Here is a 24,336-nt window from a genome sequence, read left to right on the forward strand (position 1 = left end):
AAGATTGAGTCAGCTGATTTTAATTGGAATATATAAATATTTATTTTTGAGGTAATTGTATATTACTCTCATTCATTAAAAGAATATTTATGATAAAGCTCAATGGAAATTCATTAACTCCTTCGATTGTTGAATCAATAGCTAATGGCGAGAAAGTTTGTGTTGATCCTTTCGCTATGGAAAAAGTTAAATTAGCTCATAGCATACTCATTAAAGCTGCATTGCAAGGTATAAAAATATATGGTCTTACTGTTGGGGTTGGATTAAATAAGGACCAAGAGTGGATTGACCTTAATGGTAAATTAACCAATGAAGTCATAGAAAAATCAGTACAGTTTAATATTAATTTATTACGCGCCCATTCAGTTGGTGTTGGTGCTAGTATAGAAAAAAATATTGTTCGAGCTTTAATTGCAATTCGATTAAATAATCTATTATCTGCTCATAGTGGTATCCAACCAGCTATAATCAACAGTTACATTGCATTTTTGAATTTAGATATAATCCCTGTAATTCCAGTTGTTGGATCAGTTGGTGAGGCTGATATTACTATTATTAGTCATGTTGGTTTAGCAATGATCGGCGAAGGAAATGTTATTTATAAAGGGAAGCAATGTATTGCGATAGATGCATTAAGTGATGCAAAAGTGCCGCTCATTAAACCGTGGGCAAAAGATGCTTTATCCATTCTGTCTTCGAACGCTTACTCAGCTGCGATAGCTTCTCTTGCGCTTGCAAAAATGGCACGTTATTTAGATATTAATGAAATAGCCTATAGCCTCACCTTACAGTCATTGAATGGAAATCTCTCACCATTTAATGAATTAGTGTTATCTGTACGACCATATGATGAAGTTAATGCTATGGGGGATAAATTGCGTCAGCTTACATCTGGTTCATCACTTGAGTTATCAGATCCTTCCCGTGAATTACAAGATCCCTTAAGTTTTCGTTGTGGTGTTTATATACTGGCTGCTTTACGTAAATACTATGATGAAGCTTATTCTCAGCTATATATTCAATTAAATAGCTCAGATGATAACCCATGTGTTTTGCTCGATAATATAGATGAAGCTGATTATAGTGATAGCGTTGTTCCTAGTGCAAATTTCGAAACGTTACCTTGGGTTTTAGCGCTTGAAAATCTACAACTCGCATTGGCGCATAACGGATTATCTCAAGTTCAGCAAATTATCAAATTTAGTGATCCTAGTCTCACACATTTAAGTCGCTATCTCTGGGCAGATAAAACAGTACATGGTCTTGCAGCATTAGAAAAAACCGCAGTCTCACTTGGAACACAAATTAAACTATTAGCCTATCCAGTTTCCTTAGATTATTTACCGGTTTCTGGTGGTGTTGAGGATATCGCAACTAATGCGCCTTTATCGGCGGATAGATTATTAGCACAAATTTTATATAGTTTTGATTTATTATCTATTTTGTTGCTTTATGCAGCTCAAGCGATTGATCTTAGAGTTCAAAAAAATAAAATGTTAAGGCTGTCATCCTCTGCTTTAAATCTTTATTCTAGGATTAGAGATAAGGTTGGATTTATTGAGGCGGATAGAAGCTTATCAACAGATTTATCAGTAATTAACCAATTAATTACTAATTGGGATAGAAATTGCCACTAAAAAAATCAATTAAATTTGAGTTGTGGATATTTATTGATAATTAATTTAAACCAAGGTGTAAATTGTTCGGGATTTTGTTTTATCTCTTTCTGTAAAGCTGAAGGATGCAGCCAACGGATCGCAGATACTTCATCGGGATTTGGTATAATGGTACCGTCATAGTTACCGATGAATAGATGATCGTATTCATGCTCAGTTAAGCCGCCGTTGACTTGAGCATGATAAAGAAAATGACCAACATGTGAAAGTTGGGTAGTGAAGCCCAGCTCTTCCATCAGCCTACGCTTAGCTGCAACCATGGTATCTTCATTTGGGGCAGGGTGACTACAACAGCTATTAGCCCATTGTCCAGCTGAGTGATATTTATGAGCTGCGCGTTGTTGGATCAGTAATTCACCTTTGCTATTAAAAATAAACACTGAGAAAGCGCGGTGTAGCTTACCAAGCTGGTGTGCTAAGAGTTTCGGCATGATACCTACAGGTGTATCCAACTCATCAACTAAAATAATATCTTGTTCCATGGGGTCTTATCTTTCATCATCTATCTAATTTGTGGGATCATATTACAGTTTTATTCGAATTACTTGTAGGTTTGAGCTTTATAATTGAGTAATGTAATTACTCACAGCTATTCAAAATGATAGCTGTGAGTTAGCCAATTGTTATTTTTGCTGAAGTACCCATACCGCTGCTTCAACTCGTGATTTAAGATTCAATTTCTTCAATAAATGCTTCACATGGACTTTGACTGTACTTTCCGCAATATCCAATTTTCGAGCGATCATTTTGTTTGCAAGCCCTTGGGAGATGAGTTCTAAAATATCAGCTTCTCTTGGCGTTAAAGACAGTAGGTTATTGCCTGTCTGTGGTCGTGTCGCTTTTAGTGATTCAGCAAGCACTGAGGTTAAAGCAGGACTTACTACCATTTTACCGCTAGCAGCTTCTTTAAGCGCAGTAATAAGCTCCTCTGGTTCCATATCTTTCAATAAATAGCCATCAGCGCCACGTTTAAGTGCATTGACAAGATCTTCACCGTAATTAGAGACAGTGAAAAGTATAATGCGGCCTGATAGCTCGCGCTTTCTTAGTTCGTCTAAAGTTTCAAAACCATTCATACCGGGCATATTTAGATCTAGAAGGATAAGATCTGGATCCTGTTCTTCTGCGATCTTGATACCTGCCGCGCCATCTCCTGCTTCACCAATGACGAGTAATGATGGTTCAAGGCTAATCAGTTGTTTAACACCATTTCTTAGCATTGGATGGTCATCAATCAGTAAAATTGTTGATTTTTCATTTGTTATATTTGTATTTTCCATGAATTACTCTGCTCTAAAAAATAATGAATCTATACATTAAGTTATAGCTAAGGAGAACGTAACTTCAACCTTTGTTCCACCTTGCTCTCTTGGAATAATATTGCACTCACCATTTAAGCTAAGTGCTCTTTCCCTCATTATAATTAACCCATAATGGTTTTGTTTTTCAGGTGTAGAGCCTATTCCTTCACCATTATCTTCAATAATTATTGTTACGGTGTTGGAATTTTGTTGGAGAGTGACTTGTGCCCAATTTGCATGCGCATGTTTTAATATATTGCTAAGCGCCTCTCTGATAATCTGTAAAATATGAATGGATTGATGTGGTGAAATACTTTTCGCGGGTAGATGGTAGTGTAATAAAATTTCGAAGCCCATTTTTTGACTAAACTCATCGATAGTACTTTTTAGTGATGGAAGTAGCCCTGGTTCGGTTAATTTTAATCTGAAGGTTGTTAGTAGCTCTCTGAGTTGGCTGTATGCTGTATTAATTTCCCCTCGCATTTCCCCTAGTAGTTGCTGATGTTTTTCAGGTAATGGCTGAGGCTGCATTTGCAAGTAGCTGATCTGCATTTTTAGGCAAGAGAGTGATTGAGCGATAGAATCATGTAGCTCTCTAGCGATAGCTGAGCGCTCATCCATAATCAGGAGCTGCTGCTGTTGCTCTATTTGGTACTCCATTGCGAGCATTCCTGATATTTGCTTCGCTAACATCAATACTAGGTTATTTTCTTCTTCAGATAATTGTTGATCTTCTCTCATCTCACCAATAATGACACCGTATCGGTGAATATTGTCAGAAAGTTCCCACGACAGTGAAGTTATTGGTTCCTCACAAATTTCAGTTATGCTATGAATTTCATGAAAATATTCTTCATTACTGTCTTCATAGAGTTTTAAATTGACACTTGTTAGTCGTGTAATGCTTTGCAGTTCATTAAGTACTTTTTGTAATCTTAAATCTAGTGGTTCAGTAGAGTGCAGAGTTTGGTTTGACTGATATAGATAGGAAAGCACTCGGTTCTTATTACGTAGGTCTGCTGTTTTTTCGGCAACCCTTGATTCTAGTCGGTGATAGCTTTGCGCTAGCTCATCGGACATTTGGTTTAAGGTTAAACCAAGAGCATTCAATTCATCTTGTTGATTATTACTTGGATAGCGTTGACTAAAATCTTTTTGGCCGATGGCATGAACCATTGAGAGTAACTTCATCCATGGGTAATAAATTTTACGTCGCAGATGCCAAATGGTAGCCATTAATAATAGAAATACTAAAACAATAAAAATCATTTGTGTCATTGCGACATAAGCAATTTTTCGTTCAGTTTTTTCATCAATATCATGAACAAGCTCATCAAGTTTATTAACGAAGGCGATAACTTCATAACGAGCGTCATTAGATGTATTTGCATTTAGTAATGAGGGACGCAAGGTGGTCTGCCAAAAATCATCTAGTTCACCTAGTTTGGTGGTGAGCGCCTCAGCTTTAGCAACTTGCGTTAATTCAGGGCTCGATAAGTCGCTCTCGAGCTCTGAAAGATATTGCTTTGAATCGTCATTTAAAGGTACTAAAGAGAGTAGCCGATAGCTTTGCATGCGAAGGGAGCCTGACTTATTAATGGCATGAGCATTACCTTGTACACCAATGATGATGCGATTTGAAATCGTCATTCCAATGATACCAAGCACTGCAATAAGTAACATTAATCCAATGATTTGACTAATTATAGAAAATCGACGATGGAATGTCGGCATACCCAGTTCCTTCCCAAATACTCGCCATACTTCAAGTTGTTAAACGTGATTTAATTTGTTTTATTAGCGTTATCAATAGTACCAGTACAATACCAAAAATAAGTCCAAAAATAAGGTTAGCGATTGAAGGTATAACGAGGTGCATAATCGAGCCGATAGCTGGGGTTAGTAATGCGGCTAAGGCAATTTCTTCAATCCACTGATAGATGAATGTAATACCGTGAGTTAGTATACCACCCCCAACCATAAACATCGCAGCAGTTCCAACTACTGATAATGTTTTCATTAAGTACGGTGTCGCATAAATTAAGCTTTTGCCTAATTTACTGAGGAATTTTGAGGTTTTTTTCTGTAAATAAAAGCCAAGATCATCGATTTTAACGATCCCTGCCACAATTCCATACACCCCAACAGTCATCACTATGGCTATGATAGAAAGAATTGCTAGCTGGTTAATTAGTGTTGTAGAAGAAACAATACCTAGTGTGATAGCAATGATTTCGGCAGATAGTACAAAGTCAGTTCGTATGGCTCCTTTGATTTTATTTTTTTCGAAAGAGGCTATTTCTTCCGGTGACATGGTGGCTTCTTGTTCTTTCTTTTCGCTATGTTCTTGGGGGGCATGAAGGTATTTATGCATCAATTTTTCAGCACCTTCAAAGCAAAGGTAAGCGCCGCCAATCATCAATAGTGGTGTTACTGCCCAAGGGATAAAAGCGCTAATCAATAGTGCAAGTGGTACTAATATCAATTTGTTGATAAACGAGCCTTTAGCGACCGCCCATACGACAGGGATTTCTCGTTCTGCTCTGACACCAGTGACTTGTTGTGCGTTTAGCGCTAGGTCATCGCCAAGTACCCCAGAGGTTTTTTTCGCGGCCATTTTGGTCATAACCGATATGTCATCCAATACGGCGGCGATATCATCAAGTAAAGCGAGTAAGCTTGTTCCGGCCACAGTTTTTCCCTTATTATCTGAGTTAACGTACATTTAATGTTTGTTAGGTCGATATTGCGATAATTAGCTCATTGGTAAAAGAGGGAATAAGTCTGATTTAAGTAAAAATTACACTTATGGTGTAATAAAGTGTGAATATTGATCTGTGATAATGGAACCAAAGTATTTATTTTTTCTCTAATAATTTAATTTTACCTTGAGATGAAATTGTTTGGTCGGTAATTTCAAAAAGATAATTAATATACTCTCAATGATTTCAAATATGATTAAGTCGCTGTATGAAATATGTAGAGTATCAAGTGGCTAGCCTAAGTGGCTGGTTAATATAGGATTTTATAAGGTTAATACATGTCTTCCCATCCTGTTTTGAGTATTGTGGTTGCCGTTTATAATGGTGAAAAATTTCTTCCTCATTTTTTTGATAGCTTATTAGCACAAAACCTCAGCCACTGGGAGCTTATCGTGGTCAACGATGGCTCTAAAGACAATAGTGAAGAGGTCATCCGTCAATACCAAGACAAATTTAGCCATTTTAAATTACTAACACAGGAAAATCAGGGCGTTTCAGTGGCTCGTAATACAGGGATGGCGCAAGCCACAGGTCAATATATTACTTTTCCTGATATTGATGATGAAATCAGCCCTAAAATGTATGGCCGCTTATTGGAAATTGCACTAGCAGGTGACTTAGATGTGGCTACCTGTAATGGAACTTATATTTATACCAATGGTGATGCCCCAAAAGCTATTTTTCCACCGAATAAAGTGCCTTCAACTGGTGTGATTAGTGGTCCTGAGTGGTTAGAAATGGGGTTAAGTTCACGCAAATTTTTGCATGTCACTTGGTTAAATCTCTATCGTTTAGAATTGATCCGTCAGCATAATTTTTCATTTGAACCAAAGCTGCATCATCAGGATATCCCTTGGACAACAGAGCTATTACTGGTGGCAAAGAAAGTACAGTTTATCAATGAACAGTATTACGATTATTTGATCCATAACCAGTCGGTTTCTCACTCATTACAAGGTGATGAGCGTTCAGTACGTAAGATCAATACGTATTTGAAGATTATTGATATGTTATTGGCGATTTACAAACGTTACCCGGAGCAAGTTAAGCAAGCGCCTGCTTGTTTGTGGCAAGTGGGTAAAGAAGGGTTGGGGGTCATTCAAGCCATACTTGCAATTAAGTCGCCTGAAATTCAGCGTGAGATGGCTCAGAAATTTATTGAAAGTGGCTATTGGGATGTTGTTTGGTCTCACGCAACAACCATCAAATTAAAATGGCGTTTGATCCGCCGCTATACAAAGCTAAAAGCGGCTGCTAAGTAAGTCATTTAAGGGAGTTTATGTGTTAATAAGCTCCCTTTTTTAATGTGCTTTTATTTAGTCTCTATTAACATATTATTAATACTTTCGGACGATAATGTGATTTAATTAACATATTAATAACAATTGATTTGAGTTGCATGAGATAATGTGGTCTTTATAAGTATTTGGCAGGTGATTCTCTGGTACAGCAAAATTGGGTTTATTAATAAGTTGATAATATTGGAGGCAGAATGGAAAACTATCTGGATAAACTACCTGATGTGATTGATTCTGTTGCGACTAACCAGTTTTATCCTAATTTGTTGACGTGGTTATCTTCTTTTATTGTGTTTGATAACGCGATTGTTTATTCCTTTGAAAAAAATGCCCCCCCACGCTTCTTATCTAAAGTTGAAAAACGCAATAGTGATAGTGTAAATCGTATTTATCAGCGTGGCGCTTATTTAATGGATCCGTTTTATCAGGCATTGCAAAAGGGAACGGGTTCGCAGGTATTAACATTAAGAGAGCTTGCGCCTAAAGGTTTTTATCATACTGATTATTATCTCAATTTTTATCGCAAAACAGGTTGGTGTGATGAGGCAGCACTCTTGCTAGAAATTACCAGTGATAGGCAGTTAGGGATCTTTTTTGGTAATGAAGACGAGCCATTTCTATCAGAGAAAAGAACGCAGGCTCCATTAAAAGAAGCTTTTGAAATTATTCGCAGTATGGCGAAACTGCACAAAGAAATTTCCCCGAGTGAAGTCTCTAGCCATTACCGGTTGGCAGACATGCAAACACGATTTGGTCTGACGCCAAGAGAGTGTGAGGTGGTGGAATTGATCCTTGAAGGGAAAGGCTCACCACAGATTGCTCAATCATTATTTATTAGTTTAGGTACAGTGAAAAATCATCGGAAAAATATCTATCAGAAATTAGATATCAATTCTCAAGGTGAATTATTTAACTTATTAATGGGTCACGCTCGTCACACTTCAAGCCGTAATCATTTATGTTAAGAATGGATTTTTATTCATATCATTAACATTATTTATTTTTTTAATTGATTGATAAAATTGAGTTTATTTGTATTTTGAATATTTATTGTTTATATCAAAATATTCTACTCACATCACAAATGTTAAATCAATGTTTCAAATGTCCCTAAAGGGCTATGTAAATGTTAATGTTGGGTTAAGATAATCGTGGTTATGACAAGATACTAACAGGGTATCCAATATGAATAACCAAGTTGAATCATTAACCTATTACGCAGCGACCAAGAAGTATGATCTTCGTTTCCCTACACTGAAAGAAGATCTTGATGTTGATGTTGTGATCATCGGTGGTGGCTTTTCCGGTGTGAATACCGCGCTTGAACTATGTGAAAAAGGGATCACAAATATTGCGATCATTGAAGGCCGTCATATTGGCTATGGTGGTTCAGGCCGAAATGGTGGGCAGGTGATGGCAGGGATCGGTCATGACCTTGATGTGATCAAAAAGCACGTTGGCTCAGAAGGGTTAGAGACAATATTTAAAATTAGTAATATGGGCGCAGGGATTATTCGTGAACGTATTGCGAAATATAATATTGATGCTGATTTTTGTCATGGCTATGCCTATTTAGGGAGTAATAAACGTCAAGAAAAAACCTTGCGGGGTTGGTTGACGGATTTTAAATCAGTGTCACCAGACGAAGAAATTGAGTTTTATACGGGTTCTGATCTAAAACAGATCATTGGTTCAGATGCTTATACCTGTGGCATAAAACACATGGGAGGGGGGCATGTTCATTCTCTGAACTTGTTATTAGGTGAAGCAAAAGCGGTCACTGATTATGGTGTTAAAATTTTTGAAAATAGCCAAGTTCTTAATGTGGAATATGGCGATACCGTAACGGTACGCACAGCTATGGGTTCTGTTCGTGCGAAAAAAATGCTCTGGGCATGTGACTCATTTTTGAACGGCTTAGAGCCAACCATCTACCCAAAAACGATTAATACCTATGCTTATCAGCTGATGACGGAAGAGTTATCTGACGAAATGATTGAGCGTATTAGTCCGATCCGTGGCGCATACAGTGATATTCGTCCAGTTATTGACTATTACCGAGTGACCAAAGAAAACCGTTTATTGTTCGGTAGCTCAACCCATTTTCTTGAATACATTCCATCTGATTTAAAAGCGTGGAACCGTAACCTAATGCTGAAAATTTTCCCTTATTTGAAGGATGTGAAAATTGAATTGGCTTGGGGAGGTCCGATGGCATGTAGTGCCAACCTGTTCCCTCAAATAGGTTCATTGCCGGGACATAACAATATCTTCTTTGTACAAGGTTATTCAGGTTTCGGTGTAACGCCAAGCCATATTGTGTGTAAGGTATTGGCAGAAGGAATGGCAGAAGGCTCACACCGTTATGATTTAATGAGTTCGATTCCTCATGCCAATATCGCAGGTAAAGATAGCATGCGTAATGTGATTGTATCACTGGCTAAAATTTGGCATCAAACCTCGGGCTATTGGCAAGGGCGCCGCTAGAGCAACAGTTTTGTATCATTTATATAATATATAGAAGGGTAAAATCATGATTAGTCCATTACTGTTAAACAAACCACTTCCTGAACTACTCAATATTGGTAGTGTAACTAATTTAGGTTCTGTGGTTGTTGAGGGTGACCCGCAAGCAAGTGTTGCGATGATCCACGGTGAGCCAACTGATAACCTAACATGTGGTATCTTTGCTTGTACTAAAGGCAAATTTAAAATGGTTTACCCATTCGATGAAATGGCGACTGTTCATGAAGGTTCAGTGAAATTAACGGATGTCAAAACAGGTCAAACTGTTGAATATCATAAAGGTGACACTTGGTTTGCTGCGAAAGGCACTGAAGTCCTGTGGGAGATCACCGCTGAGCGTTTTGTTAAGCATTATCTTGCTTGTGTAAACGCGTAATTAACTTTTAAAAGTGGAGTGATAACGATGAGTCAATTAGCCTTATTGCCGGAAGTCAGCGCCTTCTTACAGCGCCAACATGCACATTTTATTAACGGTCAGCCTGTTTCCGGTAAGGGAGAGGCTTATTTTGAAGTCGTTAACCCGGCCACTGAACAAGTTATTGCTAAAGTGAAAGAAGGTACGAAGGCTGAAGTCGATGCAGCGATGGAAGCCGCCTACGGTGCTTTTCATGGGGCGTGGACGCAAACTACACCTATGGAAAGAGGGAATTGCCTCAATCGTTTAGCTGATTTGCTTGAAAAGCATTTAGAGGAACTGGCGCAGTTAGAAACTTTGTGTTCAGGTAAAACTATTCAACTATCGCGTTTCCTTGAAGTTGGCTCCGCTGCGCAGTTTTTACGCTATTTTGCTGGCTGGGCAACAAAAATCAGTGGTGAGACACTGAATGTTTCTCTACCTTCTTTTAAAGGTGAACAGTATTCAGCCTTCACTCAGCGTGAACCCGTTGGCGTAGTTGCAGGGATTATTCCTTGGAACTTTTCGATTATGATTTCCATATGGAAGTTGGCGGCAGCACTGACTTGTGGTTGTACTATTGTTCTCAAACCAAGTGAATTTACACCGCTGACGATGCTAAGAGTTGTCGAATTAGCGAAGGAAGCGGGTATCCCTGATGGCGTTATTAATATTATTAATGGTGGTGGGCGTGAAGTTGGCCCTGCATTAATTAGTCATCCTCTTTGCTCAAAAGTGACTTTTACAGGCTCTGTACCGACGGGCCTTGCGGTAGGCCGTGCGGCGATGGAAGGTAAATTAACACGCGTAACCCTTGAGCTGGGAGGTAAAAATGGTGCTGCTTTCTTAGCTGATCTGCCAGTTGAAAAAATTGTTGATGGTATTATTGAAGCAGGCTATTTGAATCAAGGGCAAATTTGTGCAGCAGCAGAGCGTTTTTATATTCCATCATCGCTGATTGATGAGGTTTTAGCTCAGCTGAAACAGCGTCTTTCTACATTTAAAATTGGTTCTCCATTGGATGAAACCACTGAGATGGGGCCTTTAGCTAATAAGGCTCATTACGACAAAATTTTAGGGCTATTTGATAAAGCACGTAAAGAAGGCAATGAAATTATTTATGGTGGTCAGCCTATCGCCGGTGCTGGTTACTTCGTTCCGCCTACAATCATTCGAGCTAACAGTCCAAATGATGCATTAATGACAGAAGAAACATTTGGGCCCGTCGGAACCTTCTTAAGTTACGATGATGAAGAAGAGCTCATTAAGCAAATGAACAGTACACCTTTTGGTCTTGCAGCAAGCCTTTGGACTAATGATTTAAGTAAAGCGATGCGTATGATTTCTCGTATTGAAGCAGGAACAGTATGGGTAAATATGCATACGTTCCTTGACCCCGCAGTTCCATTTGGCGGCATCAAATCTTCTGGGATCGGGCGTGAGTTTGGTAGTGCTTTTATTGAGCATTACACAGAGTTGAAGTCAGTCATGATCCGTTATTAGTATTAACGTATTGATTTTATAGTGGTTGCCCAGCAAATGCTGGGCTTTTTTTATTCACATTTAATCTCAAAATAAAATTAACAATTGAATAACAATAAATAACTGCCTACTGTGGAAGCTCATCGCTTATAAGGAGTTTTTAATGAAGAATGTATTAATTACAGGTGGAAGCAGAGGGATTGGCAGAGCGACGGCAATACAGCTTGCTGGCTTAGGAATGCAGGTGATTATTAACTATAAAAATAATAAAGTTGCTGCTGATGAGGTGGTTAATCAGATAACTGCGACTGGTGGTAAAGCTGTTGCTATCCAAGCGAATATTGCGGATGAAAGCGAAATTACGCAGATGTTTGCTACCATTCGCGAACAGTATGGCGATTTAGATTACTTAGTGAATAATGCAGGTATTTTATTTCAGCATAGTACGACGGAACACCTTACAGCAGAACGTATTAATCAGGTATTAGCAACGAATGTGACAGGGCTACTGATTTGTAGTCGAGAGTTTATTAAAAGTGCGCGCCACTTTGATAGCTTCCAAGGAAAGGCAATTGTTAATGTATCTTCTATCGCTTCGCGTACAGGATCGGCTGGGGAGTATGTTGACTATGCGGCTTCCAAAGGTGCAGTAGATACAATCACAAAGGGCCTTTCAATTGAATTGGCTGAATTAGGCATTCGTGTCAATGCTGTGCGACCCGGTGTGATTTACACAGAGATCCATGCAGATGGTGGTGAGCCTGAGCGTGTCGACCGCGTTGCACAGGTTGTGCCAATGAAAAGAGGGGGAAAGCCCGAAGAGATCGCTGATGTGATCACATGGTTACTGAGTGATACGTCATCTTATGTGACTGGCGCTATTATCGATGCGGGTGGCGGTCTATAGTATTTTAATGATGTGAGTCGCTGAGTACTCACATCATCTTTTCTTGGCGAATAATAAAACCGGATGAAACAAGCTCGGTTCGGTTACTGACATTCGCTTTAGTGAATATATTGCGTAAGTGCGTTTTCACGGTAGACAATGAAACGCCAAGTAGCAGTGCGATACGTTTATTACTTGCTCCCTCACGTACTAAGTGAATGATTTCTTGCTCTTTAGGTGTGTAAGAGACCAGTGAATCAGGCAGTATGTCAAAGGTCATTAGCTCTGCAATAGGTAAAATAGCATTCAATCGCATCACTTCTTGTTGCTGAAACGGCTTATCACGCAGTACGGAGATACCTGCAATGATTTTATTTTTACGGCGAATAAAAATCTCAGCCATATCAGTAATATTATTGGGACGCATAAAATCATTATAAAACTCTTGGCTCTGCTGTTTCATATCAGGCGCCATTCTAACTAGACGTAAGTCATCGCCTCGGAATTTATCAGGATGCAGCGGATCTAATTGATAAAAGTGCTGTAAGTAATCTTGATGCATGCTAGAGCTGATCCCATATAAAACATGATTATCAGGTTGCCAAAAATCATCCACTAAGTAGTAAACGGATGCTGAAACAGGAATAATATGGGCGATTGTGTTTAAACAACAGTTAATTAATGTTCGCTGGTGGTAGCACAAAGGTGGTGTTTTCATCATATTCCCTTCCATAGAGAGCCTAATTATTATCATGCAATTATTTTTCGTTAACATAAAATAAACATGTTAATAACGTGAGCTTGGTTGCAATATTTGAACTTCACTGGCAAGGAGCCAATAGGCTAAATGCATCTATCGGTATATTTCGTTGTGTTTTTATTAATATATTAATGAAGTGATAAAGTGTTATCTATTGATATTCCATGCTTTATCTTTTTTTTGATTAATTAATTCGGTACTTTTCGCCAACTCCTTTCTCTTTTCCTCCCCCGATAGGTATCGTCCTTTAGGACGATAGCGACATGTTTGTGCTTATTTTTATAGTGGCAATGCAGTCATTTTATTTTTACAAAAAATTCACAATCACGACTGTGTTCCAGAAAGAGAGGGAAGCAAAATGAATATGTCCTCAAAATTAACGTCTCACATTGAGAAGGGGAAAGTTGGTTTTCCAACAACTTTAGCGAGTTCTGTGGGCGTGATTATGGCAAGTCCTGTTATTTTGACGGTGACGAGTGGTTTTGGCATTGGTGGCGATACGTTTGCTTTAGCCGTATTACTGAGCTTTATCATGATGCAGGCTCAATTGACGACGTTCTCCGAAGCGGCGGCTATTTTACCAACATCAGGCTCGGTTTATGATTATATTTCATGTGGTATGGGGCGCTTCTGGGCGATAACCGGAGCGTTGTCAGCTTATTTAATTGTGCATGTATTTGCGGGAACGGCAGAAACGATTTTGTCGGGGATCATGGCATTAGTTAATTTTGAAAGCTTAAATACCGTAATGGAAACCAGTAATACCTCTTGGATGGTTGGGGTAGGCTTGGTGATCACATTTGGTCTACTCAATGCTTTAGGGATTGAAGCTTTCAGTAAAGTTGAAGTCGTGCTTACCTTTGCGATGTGGAGCACCTTAGTTATTTTCAGTATTGGTGGATTATTGATCCCTTTCCACACTTCTGTTGATGGATGGTTTGGTCAAGGTTTGAATATTTCTGATCCGACTCTTGTTTTGAGTTTTGTTGGTATGGCGATGTTCATGTTTGTTGGCTGTGAGTTGGTCACGCCAATGGCGCCTGAAATTAAAAACTCAGCTAAAGTTATTCCGCGTGCGATGGCAACAGGGCTGTGCGGTGTCGCATTTTGTATGTTTTTATTTGGCGCAGCGATGACAAATCAAGTCGAAAACGTCATTGTTGATCCGACAAATAATGTTAGCCTGCTAGAAACACCGATGGCTATCCCTGCTTTTGCTAGCCAAGTTTTTGGTGATATTGGTAAATATTGGATTGGTATTGCGCTATTGCTTGCTGGTGGAGCAACGATTAATACATTAATGGCAGCGGTTCCGCGGATCCTTTATGGGATGGCGCTGGATGGTGCGTTACCTCGTATATTTGCTTACTTGCACCCACGTTTTAAAACGCCAGTCTTTGGGATCCTTGTTGCAGTAATGATCCCTTGTCTGCACACGTTTGCTATCCAAGGTGATTTAGATCGCATCATGCCATTGGTATTGGCTGCTGTATGTTCTTGGGGCACGGCTTATCTGTTAGTCACTGTTTCAGTCATATTATTACGTATACGTCGTCCTGACTTACATCGTGCGTATCGTTCGCCATTTTTTCCTATCCCACAAATTATTTCGAGTGTAGGGATTATTTTAGCCATTGTGTATATCACCCCTCCAGGAATGAATAAATCGGATGTTTATATTCCATTTATTATTATGTTAGGACTAACTGCCAGCTATGCATTAATTTGGACGCTCTTTGTGCAAAAGGTTAATCCATTCAAACCCGTTCCGGTTGAGCAGGTGTTATCAAACACATTTACAGAGGAAGAGTTAAATGGAGGTAAAATTGAGCCATTACGCAACCTCGCCTAAATATTCTTTCTGGCGACGCTTAACGCAAAAGCGTCTGCCAACAGGGTACCAGCAAGGCTTAACGCTAAATAAAGTGGAGCGTGATATTTTGCCTTATCAGTGTGAATGGGGAGCTCCTGGGGAGCTCCTTATCCGCCCACAAGATGAATTAACGATCTGTGTCACGGAAAGAGTTAAAACACTGTTTATGGCATTTATTGTGTTTAGTCGATTTTCGGTAACGGGAAATTGTCGCCAAGCTATCAATGCACAAGTCACCGTGAAAACAAGTGGTAATTTACGTAAAAAACATATTGATTTTGTATCGAAGGATGAGCAAGGACAATCGTTAGTGAGCTTACTAAAGCAATACCCAATCATTACCAGTACGCTCGAAGAGTTAGATTTTAATTATTGCCATTTAAACATTAAACATGGTGTATGGCATTGTGAAATTGAGCCTTTTACTGCATCTGAAATGGTTAGCAGGATCCCTGCCACAAGGCGTTATTTACGGTTAACTTCCGAGCAAAGACATCGTTTATTGAGCGCTTTACAGTTGATTCACCAATTTATGGAAAAACATTTTGTTAATCATTGAGTTTGAAATATTAATTTGATAGTAATATTTTCCATTAAATAAATTTTCAATGGAAAATGATGTGAAATCTTTACCGTTAATCGGCTGTATTTTGCTTTCATCGGTTGCTATGTCAGCTGTTGCAGAGTGTATTCGTTTAGATGAGCTGTCCTCTTCTATTGAGGGCGTGCATGATAGTGAAGGTCATAGCTGTTTGTTAGTTGAAATTTCGGATAAACAGGTTGTTCGCCAAGAAGGTGATGGGATCGCTGAAGCGATTTTACTGAAAAGCAGTAAGGTACCAATTCGTGTTCTTTTACAGGGTTGGCCGCAGTCTGAAACGCACGCTATTTCTTATATTGCCCCAAAAAAAGGTCAATATTACCTCAAATTACAAGGTGTACCAGAGCAGCCATGGCATCTCAAATTTAATTTAGCGGATTATCAGCCTTTAGCGATTGAAGCTGAACACAAGATTGATAGCCCTAAGTTACAAGCCTTACTTGATGCACATCAGCAAGATAAAACCACTGATGCTTTTTGGCAGGAGATCAAATTGCAGGGCACTCCCTTGATTGAAGATTACAAGAAAGGGCAAAAGAGAGTGACTTTTTTATGGCGAGGTGCGCAGTCGAATGCCTATATATTGGGGGCGCCCTCGGGTAATCATGAAACGATGGCGAGAGTGCCGAATAAGGATATCTGGTATCGTAGTTTCATTGTGCCAAATGATACGTTGTCGCAATATAAAATAGCACCTGATGTTCCAAAGATTGCTGAAGGTGGGCTGGCGCAACGTAAAGCGATTTTAGTCACGGCGCAAGCAGATCCCTTTAATACTTATGCTGTTCCTTCATTTTTTAATGATCGTTATAATCGGTTTTCTTTATTGTCTTTAGCGCCAGAAAAACGTCAGTGTGATTTTGCCAAAATTGAGCGTCATCAGCTTAATGGTCAATTAGAGTCATTTTCATTTCAAAGCAATATATTGAATAATAATAGAAAAATTTCAATATACCGCCCTGCTGTCGTGATGAAACAACCTTCAGTACTGGTACTACTGGATGGACAAACTTATCTTAATACTTACAAAATGGCAGACTTTTTTGATAAGTGGATGCTAGAAGGCAAAATACCGCCTATGTATGTGGTGTTTCTAGACAGTATTAGTTCTGAGCATAGAAATAATGAACTGCCTCCAAACAGTGACTTTCCTGAAATGCTTGCCAAGGAGCTCATGCCATTATTGCGGGCAAAAGGGATCAATGCGCCAGCTGAATCAACGATCATTGCAGGATCGAGCTATGGTGGTCTAGGGGCAACATGGAATGCATTAACTCACCCTGAGCTATTTGGTAATGTGATTAGTATGTCTGGTTCATATTGGTGGGCGCCTAAAGGGAAAGATCCAGAATGGTTGATCCGCGAAATAGAACAGATGTCAAAGAGACCGTTACGTTTCTATTTAGAGGCGGGGTTGTTTGAGCAACGGGGTAGCTGGGGAGGGATCATCCAGAATCATTATCGGTTATTGGATGTATTAAAACATAAAGGCTATCAAGTTGAAGCAACTGAATTACCGAGTGGACATGATTATGTTTCTTGGTGTGAAACACTGTATGAAGGAACTCGCTATTTAAGCGGTAATATCGCTAAGTAATTCGCTATTTTTCATGCTTCAAAACACTAAAAGGCAGTTCATTGGTGACTGCCTTTTTGCATATTAATGACAATCATCTTTTTTTCGACATAAAACCTTCATCCAACTGTCATCTAGCTAGCTTAGCATGCCAATCATTATTCGAAGCAACTTAATATTTAAACTTCTTTTATTGGCAAGGAAATGATTATGACAGGTCATTGCATGAAATCGATTTTAGCTGTTGCTGTGAGTACAATGCTTTTAAGTGGTACTCTGCCAGCAAATGCAGCAACACCAAACGATGCAGTTTCAGAAAATCGCGCGGCACAAGGTGATATAACCCAATTTGGTGGTGCTCGTCGTTTAGCACAAGAACAAACTGATATCATGAAAGCCGCTTTGCACAATGGACAAGCTAAGAACGTGATCCTGTTTATCGGTGATGGGATGGGAGACTCTGAAATTACGGTTGCACGCAATTATGCTGAAGGTGCTGGTGGCTTCTTTAAAGGCATTGATGCACTACCGATTACGGGTCAGTATACCCATTACGCATTAAACAAAAAAACCAAGAAACCAGACTATGTAACGGATTCTGCTGCGTCAGCAACGGCGTGGTCATCAGGTGTGAAAACCTATAATGGCGCGCTTGGTGTTGATGTTTTCGATAAAGATCACGATACCTTAATTGAGCTGGCTAAACGTAATGGTAAAGCGACGGGGAACGTAACCACGTCAGAAATTCAAGATGCGACACCTGCTGCTCAATTTTCCCATGTTACAGCCCGTAAATGTTATGGTCCTGAAGAAACGTCAGAAAAGTGTGCGACGAATGCCTTAGAAAATGGTGGGCGTGGCTCTATCTCTGAGCAGCTACTCGTGACGCGCGCCGATGTTACATTAGGTGGTGGCGCGAAGAGCTTCAAGCAAGTGGCGAAGGCTGGCGATTACCAAGGTAAAACGTTAGAAGAGCAAGCGAAAGAACGTGGTTTTAACATTGTTCGTGATGCAAAATCACTGGAAGCCGTCACTGTAGCTAACCAAGACAAGCCAGTGTTAGGTTTATTCCATGAGGGGAATATGGCGGTGGCTTGGGAAGGACCTAAAGCAACACATTACGGTAATATTAATAACCCACCACTTGAATGTAAGCCGAATTCTAAATTAGATCCTAATGCACCGACATTGGCTCAAATGACAGAGAAGGCCATTGATTTATTAAAAACCAATCCAAATGGCTTCTTCTTACAAGTTGAAAGTGCTTCTATCGATAAACAAGATCATAAAGCGAACCCATGTGGTCAAATTGGTGAAACCGTCGCATTGGATGAAGCGGTGCAAGTTGGCTTAGAGTTTGCAAAAAAACATGGTGACACTTTAGTTATCGTGACCGCTGACCATGCGCACTCTAGCCAAATTATTCCAGAAGGCACTAAATCAACGGGTTTGACACAAGCGCTGATCACGAAAGATGGTTCTGTGATGGTTGTGAACTACGGTAACTCTGAAGAAGATGATTCACAGGAGCATACAGGTGCACAACTGCGCGTTGCGGCTTATGGTCCACATGCAGCCAACGTTATGGGTCTGACTGACCAAACTGATTTGTTCTTTACCATGCGTGATGCCATGGGATTGAAACAATAAACCAACCTTGTAAGTTAAATCCTCTGCGACAGGATGTTGTAGAGGATTTTTTATTTTCCCTTCCAACTATCATCCTTCATATTAATGCTAAATTACATTATGAACTTTGCGTTAATTAGTCGATTCATGTATAAAAATTATTTGGCGTTGAAGTTTTATTTGTTCGTGTTGCCTTATCATTAATCAGATTATCGCTTCTAATAACACTTTGAACTTTAACTTTTTGAAAAATAAAGAAAATAATGTATAATGAAGTGTTTTTGTATTAGTCGCCTCATTCTTAAACATCTAATGATTTCATCTATTGAACCGTATTATGACCGTTTTTAGCTGGTCATAAAAAATCTCTAAATTTCAATAACTGATTGTTTTATTTAAAAATATAAATATATAGGATTCAAATTTCAATGTTGCCCCTTTTACATCTTTTATCATCGGTCGCATTGCTGGTTTGGGGAACACATATTGTCCGTACTGGCATCATGCGAGTTTTTGGTGCTGACTTAAGGCGTATTTTAGGAAAAAGTGTAAGTCGTAAATCAAGCGCATTTCTCTCCGGCGTCGGGGTCACCGCACTCGTTCAAAGTAGTAATGCAACAGCATTGCTGGTCATTTCTTTTGTCTCTCAAGGGTTAATTTCATTAACGCCAGCCATGGTCATTATGCTTGGCGCTGATGTCGGTACTGCATTAATGGCCCGAATTTTGACATTCGATCTTTCATGGCTATCTCCATTGCTGATCCTGATTGGGGTGGCAACATTTTTAAGCCAAAAAAAGAATCGTACAGGGCAAATTGGTCGCGTAGGAATCGGTCTAGGCCTAATTTTATTAGCCTTACAACTGATTGTGGCATCGGCAGAACCGATTACTCATGCGGATGCTGTAAAAGCCATTTTTACGTCATTAAGTGGCGATGTAGTATTAGCATTGTTGGTAGGTGCACTATTTGCCATGATCAGCTATTCAAGTTTAGCTGCGGTATTGTTAACCGCAACGCTAAGTGCGACAGGCTTAGTACCACTTTATATTAGTTTAAGTATTGTGATTGGTTCTAATATTGGTAGTGGCTTACTCGCTATGATGAGCAGCCGCGGGCAGAATGAAATTTCTCGCCAAGTCGTGTTGGGGAGCTTGTTATTTAAACTGATTGGTTGTGTGGTGGTATTACCATGGGTAAAACCGATCGCACAATGGATTGGTGAGTATGGTTTTAATGCGGCTGAAGTGGTTATCTATTTCCATGTTTTTTATAATCTCATTCGTTGCCTAGTGATGTTGCCTTTTGTCGGGCCAATGGCTAAATTCTGTAATCGATTGATCCCCATTTCACCTTCTGCTGAACAGCAAATAGCCCCTCGTTATCTAGATAAAAGTGCTTTAGAAACTCCATCGTTGGCGATTGCGAATGCAGTGCGAGAAACGCTGAGGATGGGAGATGTGCTGGAGCTAATGTTGCAGCGTTTTAGAGATGTGCTTAATGGTAATAAAGAACAAAAAAGAGAAATTAGCCGCTTAGAAGAAGAAGTCGATATGCTGCATAGTAGTATTAAGCTTTATTTGGCTCAATTGCAGCAAAGTGAGCTAAGCGAAGAAGATTCAAGGCGTTGGGCTGAAATTATTGATACGGCTTTTAACCTTCAGCAATCTTCAACGATTATTCATCGCATGACTTCTGAATTGGTGAAAAAATCAATTGATAATCGTCGTTCATTTTCGAATGAGGGCTTTAAAGAATTGCTGTCATTACTTGAACGATTACAGGCTAATTTAAATTTAGGGATGTCAGTGTTTGTCTCAGCTGATATTGATAATGCAAAACGTTTACGTCGTGCTAAGCATCGTTTTCGTTTGATCAATCAGCGTTTTGCCTATGCACATGTGGAAAGACTACATGAACAAAACATGCAAAGTTTAGATACTAGTAACTTACATGTCAGTTTATTGGGTGATATGAAGCGACTAAATTCATTATTTTGTGCTGTTGCATATCATGCCCTAGAAGGTGTCGCTGAGAGTCGTAAAGAGCAAATGAGTTTGGAAAATGAGAAAAATACGTGAGTTACAAAGGGATGAAATCCCATCTGTTTGGTCGATAGATAGAACTGAATTAATTGAACATTTATATCTACATGAAAAAGGGCAGCTAGTTCTATCAGCACAGCGTTTTGACATGAAAGGCTGGCCAGAAGGTGAGCCTGAGGCTTATACCCCACATCTGCTTGAGAGTTATGACAATGGTGCGGTATTTATTGGAGTATTTGATGAGAACACATTAATTGCTGCGGCCAGTCTTGATAATATTTGGCGTGGGGAAGCTCATAACTTACTGCAATTATCATTTTTACATGTTAGCAAGCACTATCGTGGCGAAGGGTTAGGTGGGATGCTTTTTAAGCGATGTTGTCAGCTGGCAAAAGAGAAGAAAGCTGAAGGGCTTTATATTTCTGCAACGCCCTCTGAAAACACAGTACATTTCTATCAATATATGGGATGTAAATTGATTGATAAGCCTGATCCTGAGCTATTTGCGTTAGAGCCAGAGGATATCCATTTTATTTATCCATTTTGATGACAAATAGCGTCGCTTTCTTAACAAAAAACATTGTTTTTTGCTAAAAACAAGATATGATTGATAATCATTATCATTTAAATTGTTGAGGTAGCGATGCCAAATAGCGTAACCAAAAGCACTGATCTGCGCCGCTTTACTGCGGGATTATGGGGTGTTTTCGCCGTTATTTTGTTGAGCGTGATTTATCTACTCAGCAATATAGGGATGAACAGCCTAAAAATTATCACCATTATTACCATGCTGATGACTGCCGCTATGTTATTCAGTCGCGGCTCTCGGCGTTTGCTGATTGTTCCTGCTGTTATTGCTCTTCTCTGTAGTTTGGTCGCATTGGTGTTGCAACATAATGCTTAAAAGTGAAGGGAATGAGATAAGTTAACAGTGGTGCGAAAGGGGGGACTTGAACCCCCACGCCCGAAGGGCACTAACACCTGAAGCTAGCGCGTCTACCAATTCCGCCACCCTCGCAAATACTGTTAATTATTAAAAGAACTATCGGTCTATTTAAAAACAAGGCCTGCATGGTGCGAAAGGGGGGACTTGAACCCCCACGTCCGAAGGACACTAACACCTGAAGCTAGCGCGTCTACCAATTCCGCCACCCTCGCAATATCAGACTCTATCTTATGTTGATAGCACGCTGCGGATTTTAGGCTAATTTATTCAGACGTCAATAATTTTTTTACTGTTCGCGAGATATTTCAAGTAAAAAAGGCCAACACTTCTGGTTGGCCTGAGATTGACGACGAAGCAGTATAACGTAGAGTTTCCCTGCTTCGTGTTATTAGCTGAAAATCAACGGGTTGATTTGCCTAATTTATTTTAAAAGCTCCGTCACTGCCGCCAAATATAAGACGTTTGCCCGACTGTAATATTATATTTATTGGTAATTAACGTTTGGTCGCTTGATAAACTTTAAATTTACCTGTTTTAGCTAACAACTCATGGCTACCAAAGGCCTTATCAAGCATGTCAGGGTAAGGTAAGAACGCATTTGCGACGATACGGAATTTACCTCCTCTTTTTAGGTACTTAGGCGCCTGATAAATCATATTTTCTACTGCGCTGTAACTGGTATTAAGACCATCATGGAATGGGGGATTGGAGATGATCCAGTCAAATTGGTCATTGATGTTAGAGTAGACATCGCTAGCAATGACCTTTCCTGTTAATTGGTTAGCTTGCAATGTTGCGGTAGAAGACATCAGCGCAGCAGCACTCACATCACTGAGCGTTAAGGTGGCATCAGGGTTATTTTTTCCAATCACTGCCGCTAATACGCCATTGCCACAGGCAATATCAAGAACATTACCCATTACAGGTTCATTAAGAGTAGAAAGAAGTAAATCGCTGCCAATGTCCAATTCATTATGGCTGAATACGCCAGGAAGAGCATGAATTTGTACATTCTCAGCTTCATAGCGGCGCCACCAGTGCGTAATATCGAACTGAGTTGGCTGTTCTAGTTCACCATAATACAGACCACAACGTCTAGCTGAATCAATTTTTTGCAGTGTTGCAATGCCTTCCATGATGGATTCTGCGCTTTTGACACCACTACGGTTTTCACCGACCACGAAAATTTGGCTACCCGCTGTGAGGTGAGTGCACAGATCGTCGAGCTGAAAGCAGGCTTCTTGTTTGTTTTTTGGCCAGAAATAGATCAGCGTATTGCAAGGGCGGATAAAATCAGCGTCAGCAATTGCAGCAAATTGCGCATTTGTTCCCATTAAGCTACTTAGGCTTTTCCAGCGATGGTATTGGTTAGTGATAACACGAACACTTGCAGCTTCTAAAGTCGCGGCGAGTTCATCTTGAATATCACCTGCCAAGACTACATGACGTTCTGTAAAGTGCTCAAGATGGCGCTGGATAACTTCACTAGCGGGGGTTAGTAGTGACATAATTAAAAATCTCCTTACTTGTCATACTTTTGATACTTCAGGTTGCAGCGTTTTGACATATCCAGCAGCAACAAATTACTTGCAATAGGTATGCAAACCCAATTATTTTGCGCACACTTTATCAGAAAACAGGGAAATAGCATTGCTATGTTGGCGCTATTAGTCCCCTTTGATAAGATACCTTACTTAACATAGCGACTGGAAATAAATGAATGGCACGACGTGACAGGCTTTTAAATCAAATGGGTATCACTCAATGGGTAGTGAGAAACCCTGCTGTATTGCGCGGTGAACGTGGTGTAAGAATTCCAGATTCGGCTAAGTTGATTATTATTACTGATGAGAGCCTAGATTTAAACCATCGTCTGCTGAAAGATATTTTTTTGGCCATGAAAGTGGATCCTACGGATGTGGTTTGTATTAATTCGGAACAATTGTCGATGCTCCCAACACCAATAACGATCAATTGTTGGGTCTTAGGCAGCCAATCTCATCTTGAAAGTATAAAAACAACCTTTATATCTCCTGTATTAGATGAGCTGATAGCCAGCAATAACGCTAAACAGGCACTATGGAAGCAGATTTATCAATATGACGAAAATTTCAGCACTAAAGCAGTCTGATCTTGCCACCGCATTCTTAATTGAGAAATTAAGCCATGATTTTCCTTGGTCTGAACGTGTTTTCTATGGAAATCAGGGGGAAAAATATCATAATATTAAAATTTCTGTTGATAATCAGATTGTTGGGTTTGCTATAACACAATGTATCCTTGATGAAGCAACGTTATTTAATATTGCGATACATCCTGATTACCAAGGGAAGGGTTATGGACGTGTTCTTATGGAGCATTTAATCGATGATCTCTCTAGTAAAAATGTTTTAACGTTGTGGCTTGAAGTGCGTGAGTCTAATGCAGCTGCATTACATCTGTATGATAAGTTAGGGTTTCATCAAGTGACGGTACGCAAAGATTATTATCCTGCAAAGGAAGGGCGTGAGGATGCCTTGATTTTGGCATTAACCTTGTTTAAAGATGAATGATTTTATTATAAGTAGCCACAGCCAGTAAT

At 39.6% G+C, this 24,336-nt stretch carries 22 protein-coding genes and 2 tRNA genes; 16 read left to right on the forward strand and 8 right to left on the reverse strand.

The features are described 5' to 3' along the window. Positions 1-89: 89 nt before the first annotated feature. Positions 90-1,637, forward strand: coding sequence for an HAL/PAL/TAL family ammonia-lyase (locus JI723_RS03195; RefSeq protein WP_319067076.1), 1,548 nt, complete (start codon positions 90-92; stop codon positions 1,635-1,637). A gap of 5 nt (positions 1,638-1,642) precedes the next feature. Here the strand turns inward: JI723_RS03195 and idi are convergent, their stop codons facing one another. From idi to JI723_RS03215, 4 genes are all read right to left on the reverse strand, one after another. Further along, complete coding sequence (gene idi / locus JI723_RS03200) at positions 1,643-2,158, reverse strand: isopentenyl-diphosphate Delta-isomerase (RefSeq protein WP_272580455.1); 516 nt, start codon at positions 2,156-2,158, stop codon at positions 1,643-1,645. A gap of 141 nt (positions 2,159-2,299) precedes the next feature. Then, complete coding sequence (narL, locus tag JI723_RS03205; RefSeq protein ID WP_070927025.1) at positions 2,300-2,956, reverse strand: two-component system response regulator NarL; 657 nt, start codon at positions 2,954-2,956, stop codon at positions 2,300-2,302. A 36-nt stretch (positions 2,957-2,992) separates the two neighbouring features. Further along, positions 2,993-4,711 carry a nitrate/nitrite two-component system sensor histidine kinase NarX gene (narX, locus tag JI723_RS03210; protein WP_272580454.1) on the reverse strand — a complete coding sequence of 573 codons (1,719 nt, stop codon included), beginning with the start codon at positions 4,709-4,711 and terminating at the stop codon, positions 2,993-2,995. 31 nt (positions 4,712-4,742) lie between these two features. Further along, the gene (locus JI723_RS03215) at positions 4,743-5,669 is read right to left on the reverse strand and encodes a DUF808 domain-containing protein (protein WP_070927021.1); all 927 of its coding nucleotides are present in this window, start codon (positions 5,667-5,669) and stop codon (positions 4,743-4,745) included. A gap of 348 nt (positions 5,670-6,017) precedes the next feature. Between JI723_RS03215 and JI723_RS03220 the strand changes: the two genes are divergently transcribed. The 6 genes from JI723_RS03220 (at position 6,018) to JI723_RS03245 (ending at position 12,346) form a co-directional block, all read left to right on the forward strand. Further along, positions 6,018-7,001 (forward strand): glycosyltransferase, encoded by a 984-nt coding sequence (locus JI723_RS03220; protein ID WP_070927019.1) that lies wholly within the window; start codon positions 6,018-6,020, stop codon positions 6,999-7,001. A gap of 230 nt (positions 7,002-7,231) precedes the next feature. After that, the gene (locus tag JI723_RS03225) at positions 7,232-8,002 is read left to right on the forward strand and encodes a helix-turn-helix transcriptional regulator (RefSeq protein ID WP_070927017.1); all 771 of its coding nucleotides are present in this window, start codon (positions 7,232-7,234) and stop codon (positions 8,000-8,002) included. Positions 8,003-8,222: 220 nt separating this feature from the next. Next, positions 8,223-9,524: an NAD(P)/FAD-dependent oxidoreductase gene (locus tag JI723_RS03230; RefSeq protein WP_140182516.1), complete on the forward strand. Its 1,302-nt coding sequence runs from the start codon at positions 8,223-8,225 to the stop codon at positions 9,522-9,524. Positions 9,525-9,570: 46 nt separating this feature from the next. Continuing rightward, on the forward strand, positions 9,571-9,939 hold the full coding sequence (locus JI723_RS03235) for a cupin domain-containing protein (RefSeq protein WP_070927014.1): 369 nt from the start codon (positions 9,571-9,573) through the stop codon (positions 9,937-9,939). 27 nt (positions 9,940-9,966) lie between these two features. Continuing rightward, entirely contained in the window at positions 9,967-11,460 is a 1,494-nt protein-coding gene (locus JI723_RS03240; RefSeq protein WP_319067070.1) for an aldehyde dehydrogenase family protein, read from the forward strand. Between the two features lie 142 nt (positions 11,461-11,602). Beyond that, positions 11,603-12,346 (forward strand): SDR family oxidoreductase, encoded by a 744-nt coding sequence (locus JI723_RS03245; RefSeq protein ID WP_140182518.1) that lies wholly within the window; start codon positions 11,603-11,605, stop codon positions 12,344-12,346. 28 nt (positions 12,347-12,374) lie between these two features. Here the strand turns inward: JI723_RS03245 and JI723_RS03250 are convergent, their stop codons facing one another. Next, the gene (locus JI723_RS03250) at positions 12,375-13,046 is read right to left on the reverse strand and encodes a LuxR C-terminal-related transcriptional regulator (protein ID WP_337979771.1); all 672 of its coding nucleotides are present in this window, start codon (positions 13,044-13,046) and stop codon (positions 12,375-12,377) included. A gap of 397 nt (positions 13,047-13,443) precedes the next feature. Between JI723_RS03250 and JI723_RS03255 the strand changes: the two genes are divergently transcribed. From JI723_RS03255 to JI723_RS03285, 7 genes are all read left to right on the forward strand, one after another. Next, positions 13,444-14,937: an APC family permease gene (locus JI723_RS03255; RefSeq protein WP_272580453.1), complete on the forward strand. Its 1,494-nt coding sequence runs from the start codon at positions 13,444-13,446 to the stop codon at positions 14,935-14,937. Beyond that, positions 14,900-15,517: a DUF3156 family protein gene (locus JI723_RS03260; protein WP_081335918.1), complete on the forward strand. Its 618-nt coding sequence runs from the start codon at positions 14,900-14,902 to the stop codon at positions 15,515-15,517. The genes JI723_RS03255 and JI723_RS03260 overlap by 38 nt, the downstream gene beginning before the upstream one ends. Before the next feature lie 61 nt (positions 15,518-15,578). After that, positions 15,579-17,156 carry an alpha/beta hydrolase-fold protein gene (locus tag JI723_RS03265; protein WP_337979772.1) on the forward strand — a complete coding sequence of 526 codons (1,578 nt, stop codon included), beginning with the start codon at positions 15,579-15,581 and terminating at the stop codon, positions 17,154-17,156. A 189-nt stretch (positions 17,157-17,345) separates the two neighbouring features. Continuing rightward, the gene (phoA, locus tag JI723_RS03270) at positions 17,346-18,785 is read left to right on the forward strand and encodes an alkaline phosphatase (RefSeq protein ID WP_140182525.1); all 1,440 of its coding nucleotides are present in this window, start codon (positions 17,346-17,348) and stop codon (positions 18,783-18,785) included. Between the two features lie 407 nt (positions 18,786-19,192). Continuing rightward, positions 19,193-20,845, forward strand: a complete 1,653-nt coding sequence (locus JI723_RS03275; RefSeq protein ID WP_272580451.1) for a Na/Pi cotransporter family protein — start codon at positions 19,193-19,195, stop codon at positions 20,843-20,845. Next, positions 20,829-21,356 (forward strand): GNAT family N-acetyltransferase, encoded by a 528-nt coding sequence (locus JI723_RS03280; RefSeq protein ID WP_070926999.1) that lies wholly within the window; start codon positions 20,829-20,831, stop codon positions 21,354-21,356. Before JI723_RS03275 ends, JI723_RS03280 begins: the two co-directional genes overlap by 17 nt. Before the next feature lie 96 nt (positions 21,357-21,452). Continuing rightward, a complete protein-coding gene (locus tag JI723_RS03285) occupies positions 21,453-21,713 on the forward strand; it encodes a DUF1435 family protein (RefSeq protein WP_272580450.1) in 261 nt (86 codons plus the stop codon). A 28-nt stretch (positions 21,714-21,741) separates the two neighbouring features. Here the strand turns inward: JI723_RS03285 and JI723_RS03290 are convergent. From JI723_RS03290 to rsmC, 3 genes are all read right to left on the reverse strand, one after another. Further along, positions 21,742-21,827, reverse strand: a tRNA-Leu gene (locus tag JI723_RS03290). A 54-nt stretch (positions 21,828-21,881) separates the two neighbouring features. Then, positions 21,882-21,967, reverse strand: a tRNA-Leu gene (locus tag JI723_RS03295). A 282-nt stretch (positions 21,968-22,249) separates the two neighbouring features. After that, positions 22,250-23,263: a 16S rRNA (guanine(1207)-N(2))-methyltransferase RsmC gene (gene rsmC, locus JI723_RS03300; RefSeq protein ID WP_319067062.1), complete on the reverse strand. Its 1,014-nt coding sequence runs from the start codon at positions 23,261-23,263 to the stop codon at positions 22,250-22,252. Between the two features lie 212 nt (positions 23,264-23,475). On the opposite strand from rsmC, the gene JI723_RS03305 reads away from it, so the two are divergent. Next, positions 23,476-23,886, forward strand: coding sequence for a DNA polymerase III subunit psi (locus tag JI723_RS03305; RefSeq protein ID WP_272580448.1), 411 nt, complete (start codon positions 23,476-23,478; stop codon positions 23,884-23,886). Then, positions 23,855-24,307, forward strand: a complete 453-nt coding sequence (gene rimI / locus JI723_RS03310) for a ribosomal protein S18-alanine N-acetyltransferase (RefSeq protein WP_070926993.1) — start codon at positions 23,855-23,857, stop codon at positions 24,305-24,307. The genes JI723_RS03305 and rimI overlap by 32 nt, the downstream gene beginning before the upstream one ends. Positions 24,308-24,336 lie beyond the last annotated feature (29 nt).

This window comes from Providencia manganoxydans, from assembly GCF_016618195.1.
Taxonomy (GTDB): domain Bacteria; phylum Pseudomonadota; class Gammaproteobacteria; order Enterobacterales; family Enterobacteriaceae; genus Providencia; species Providencia manganoxydans.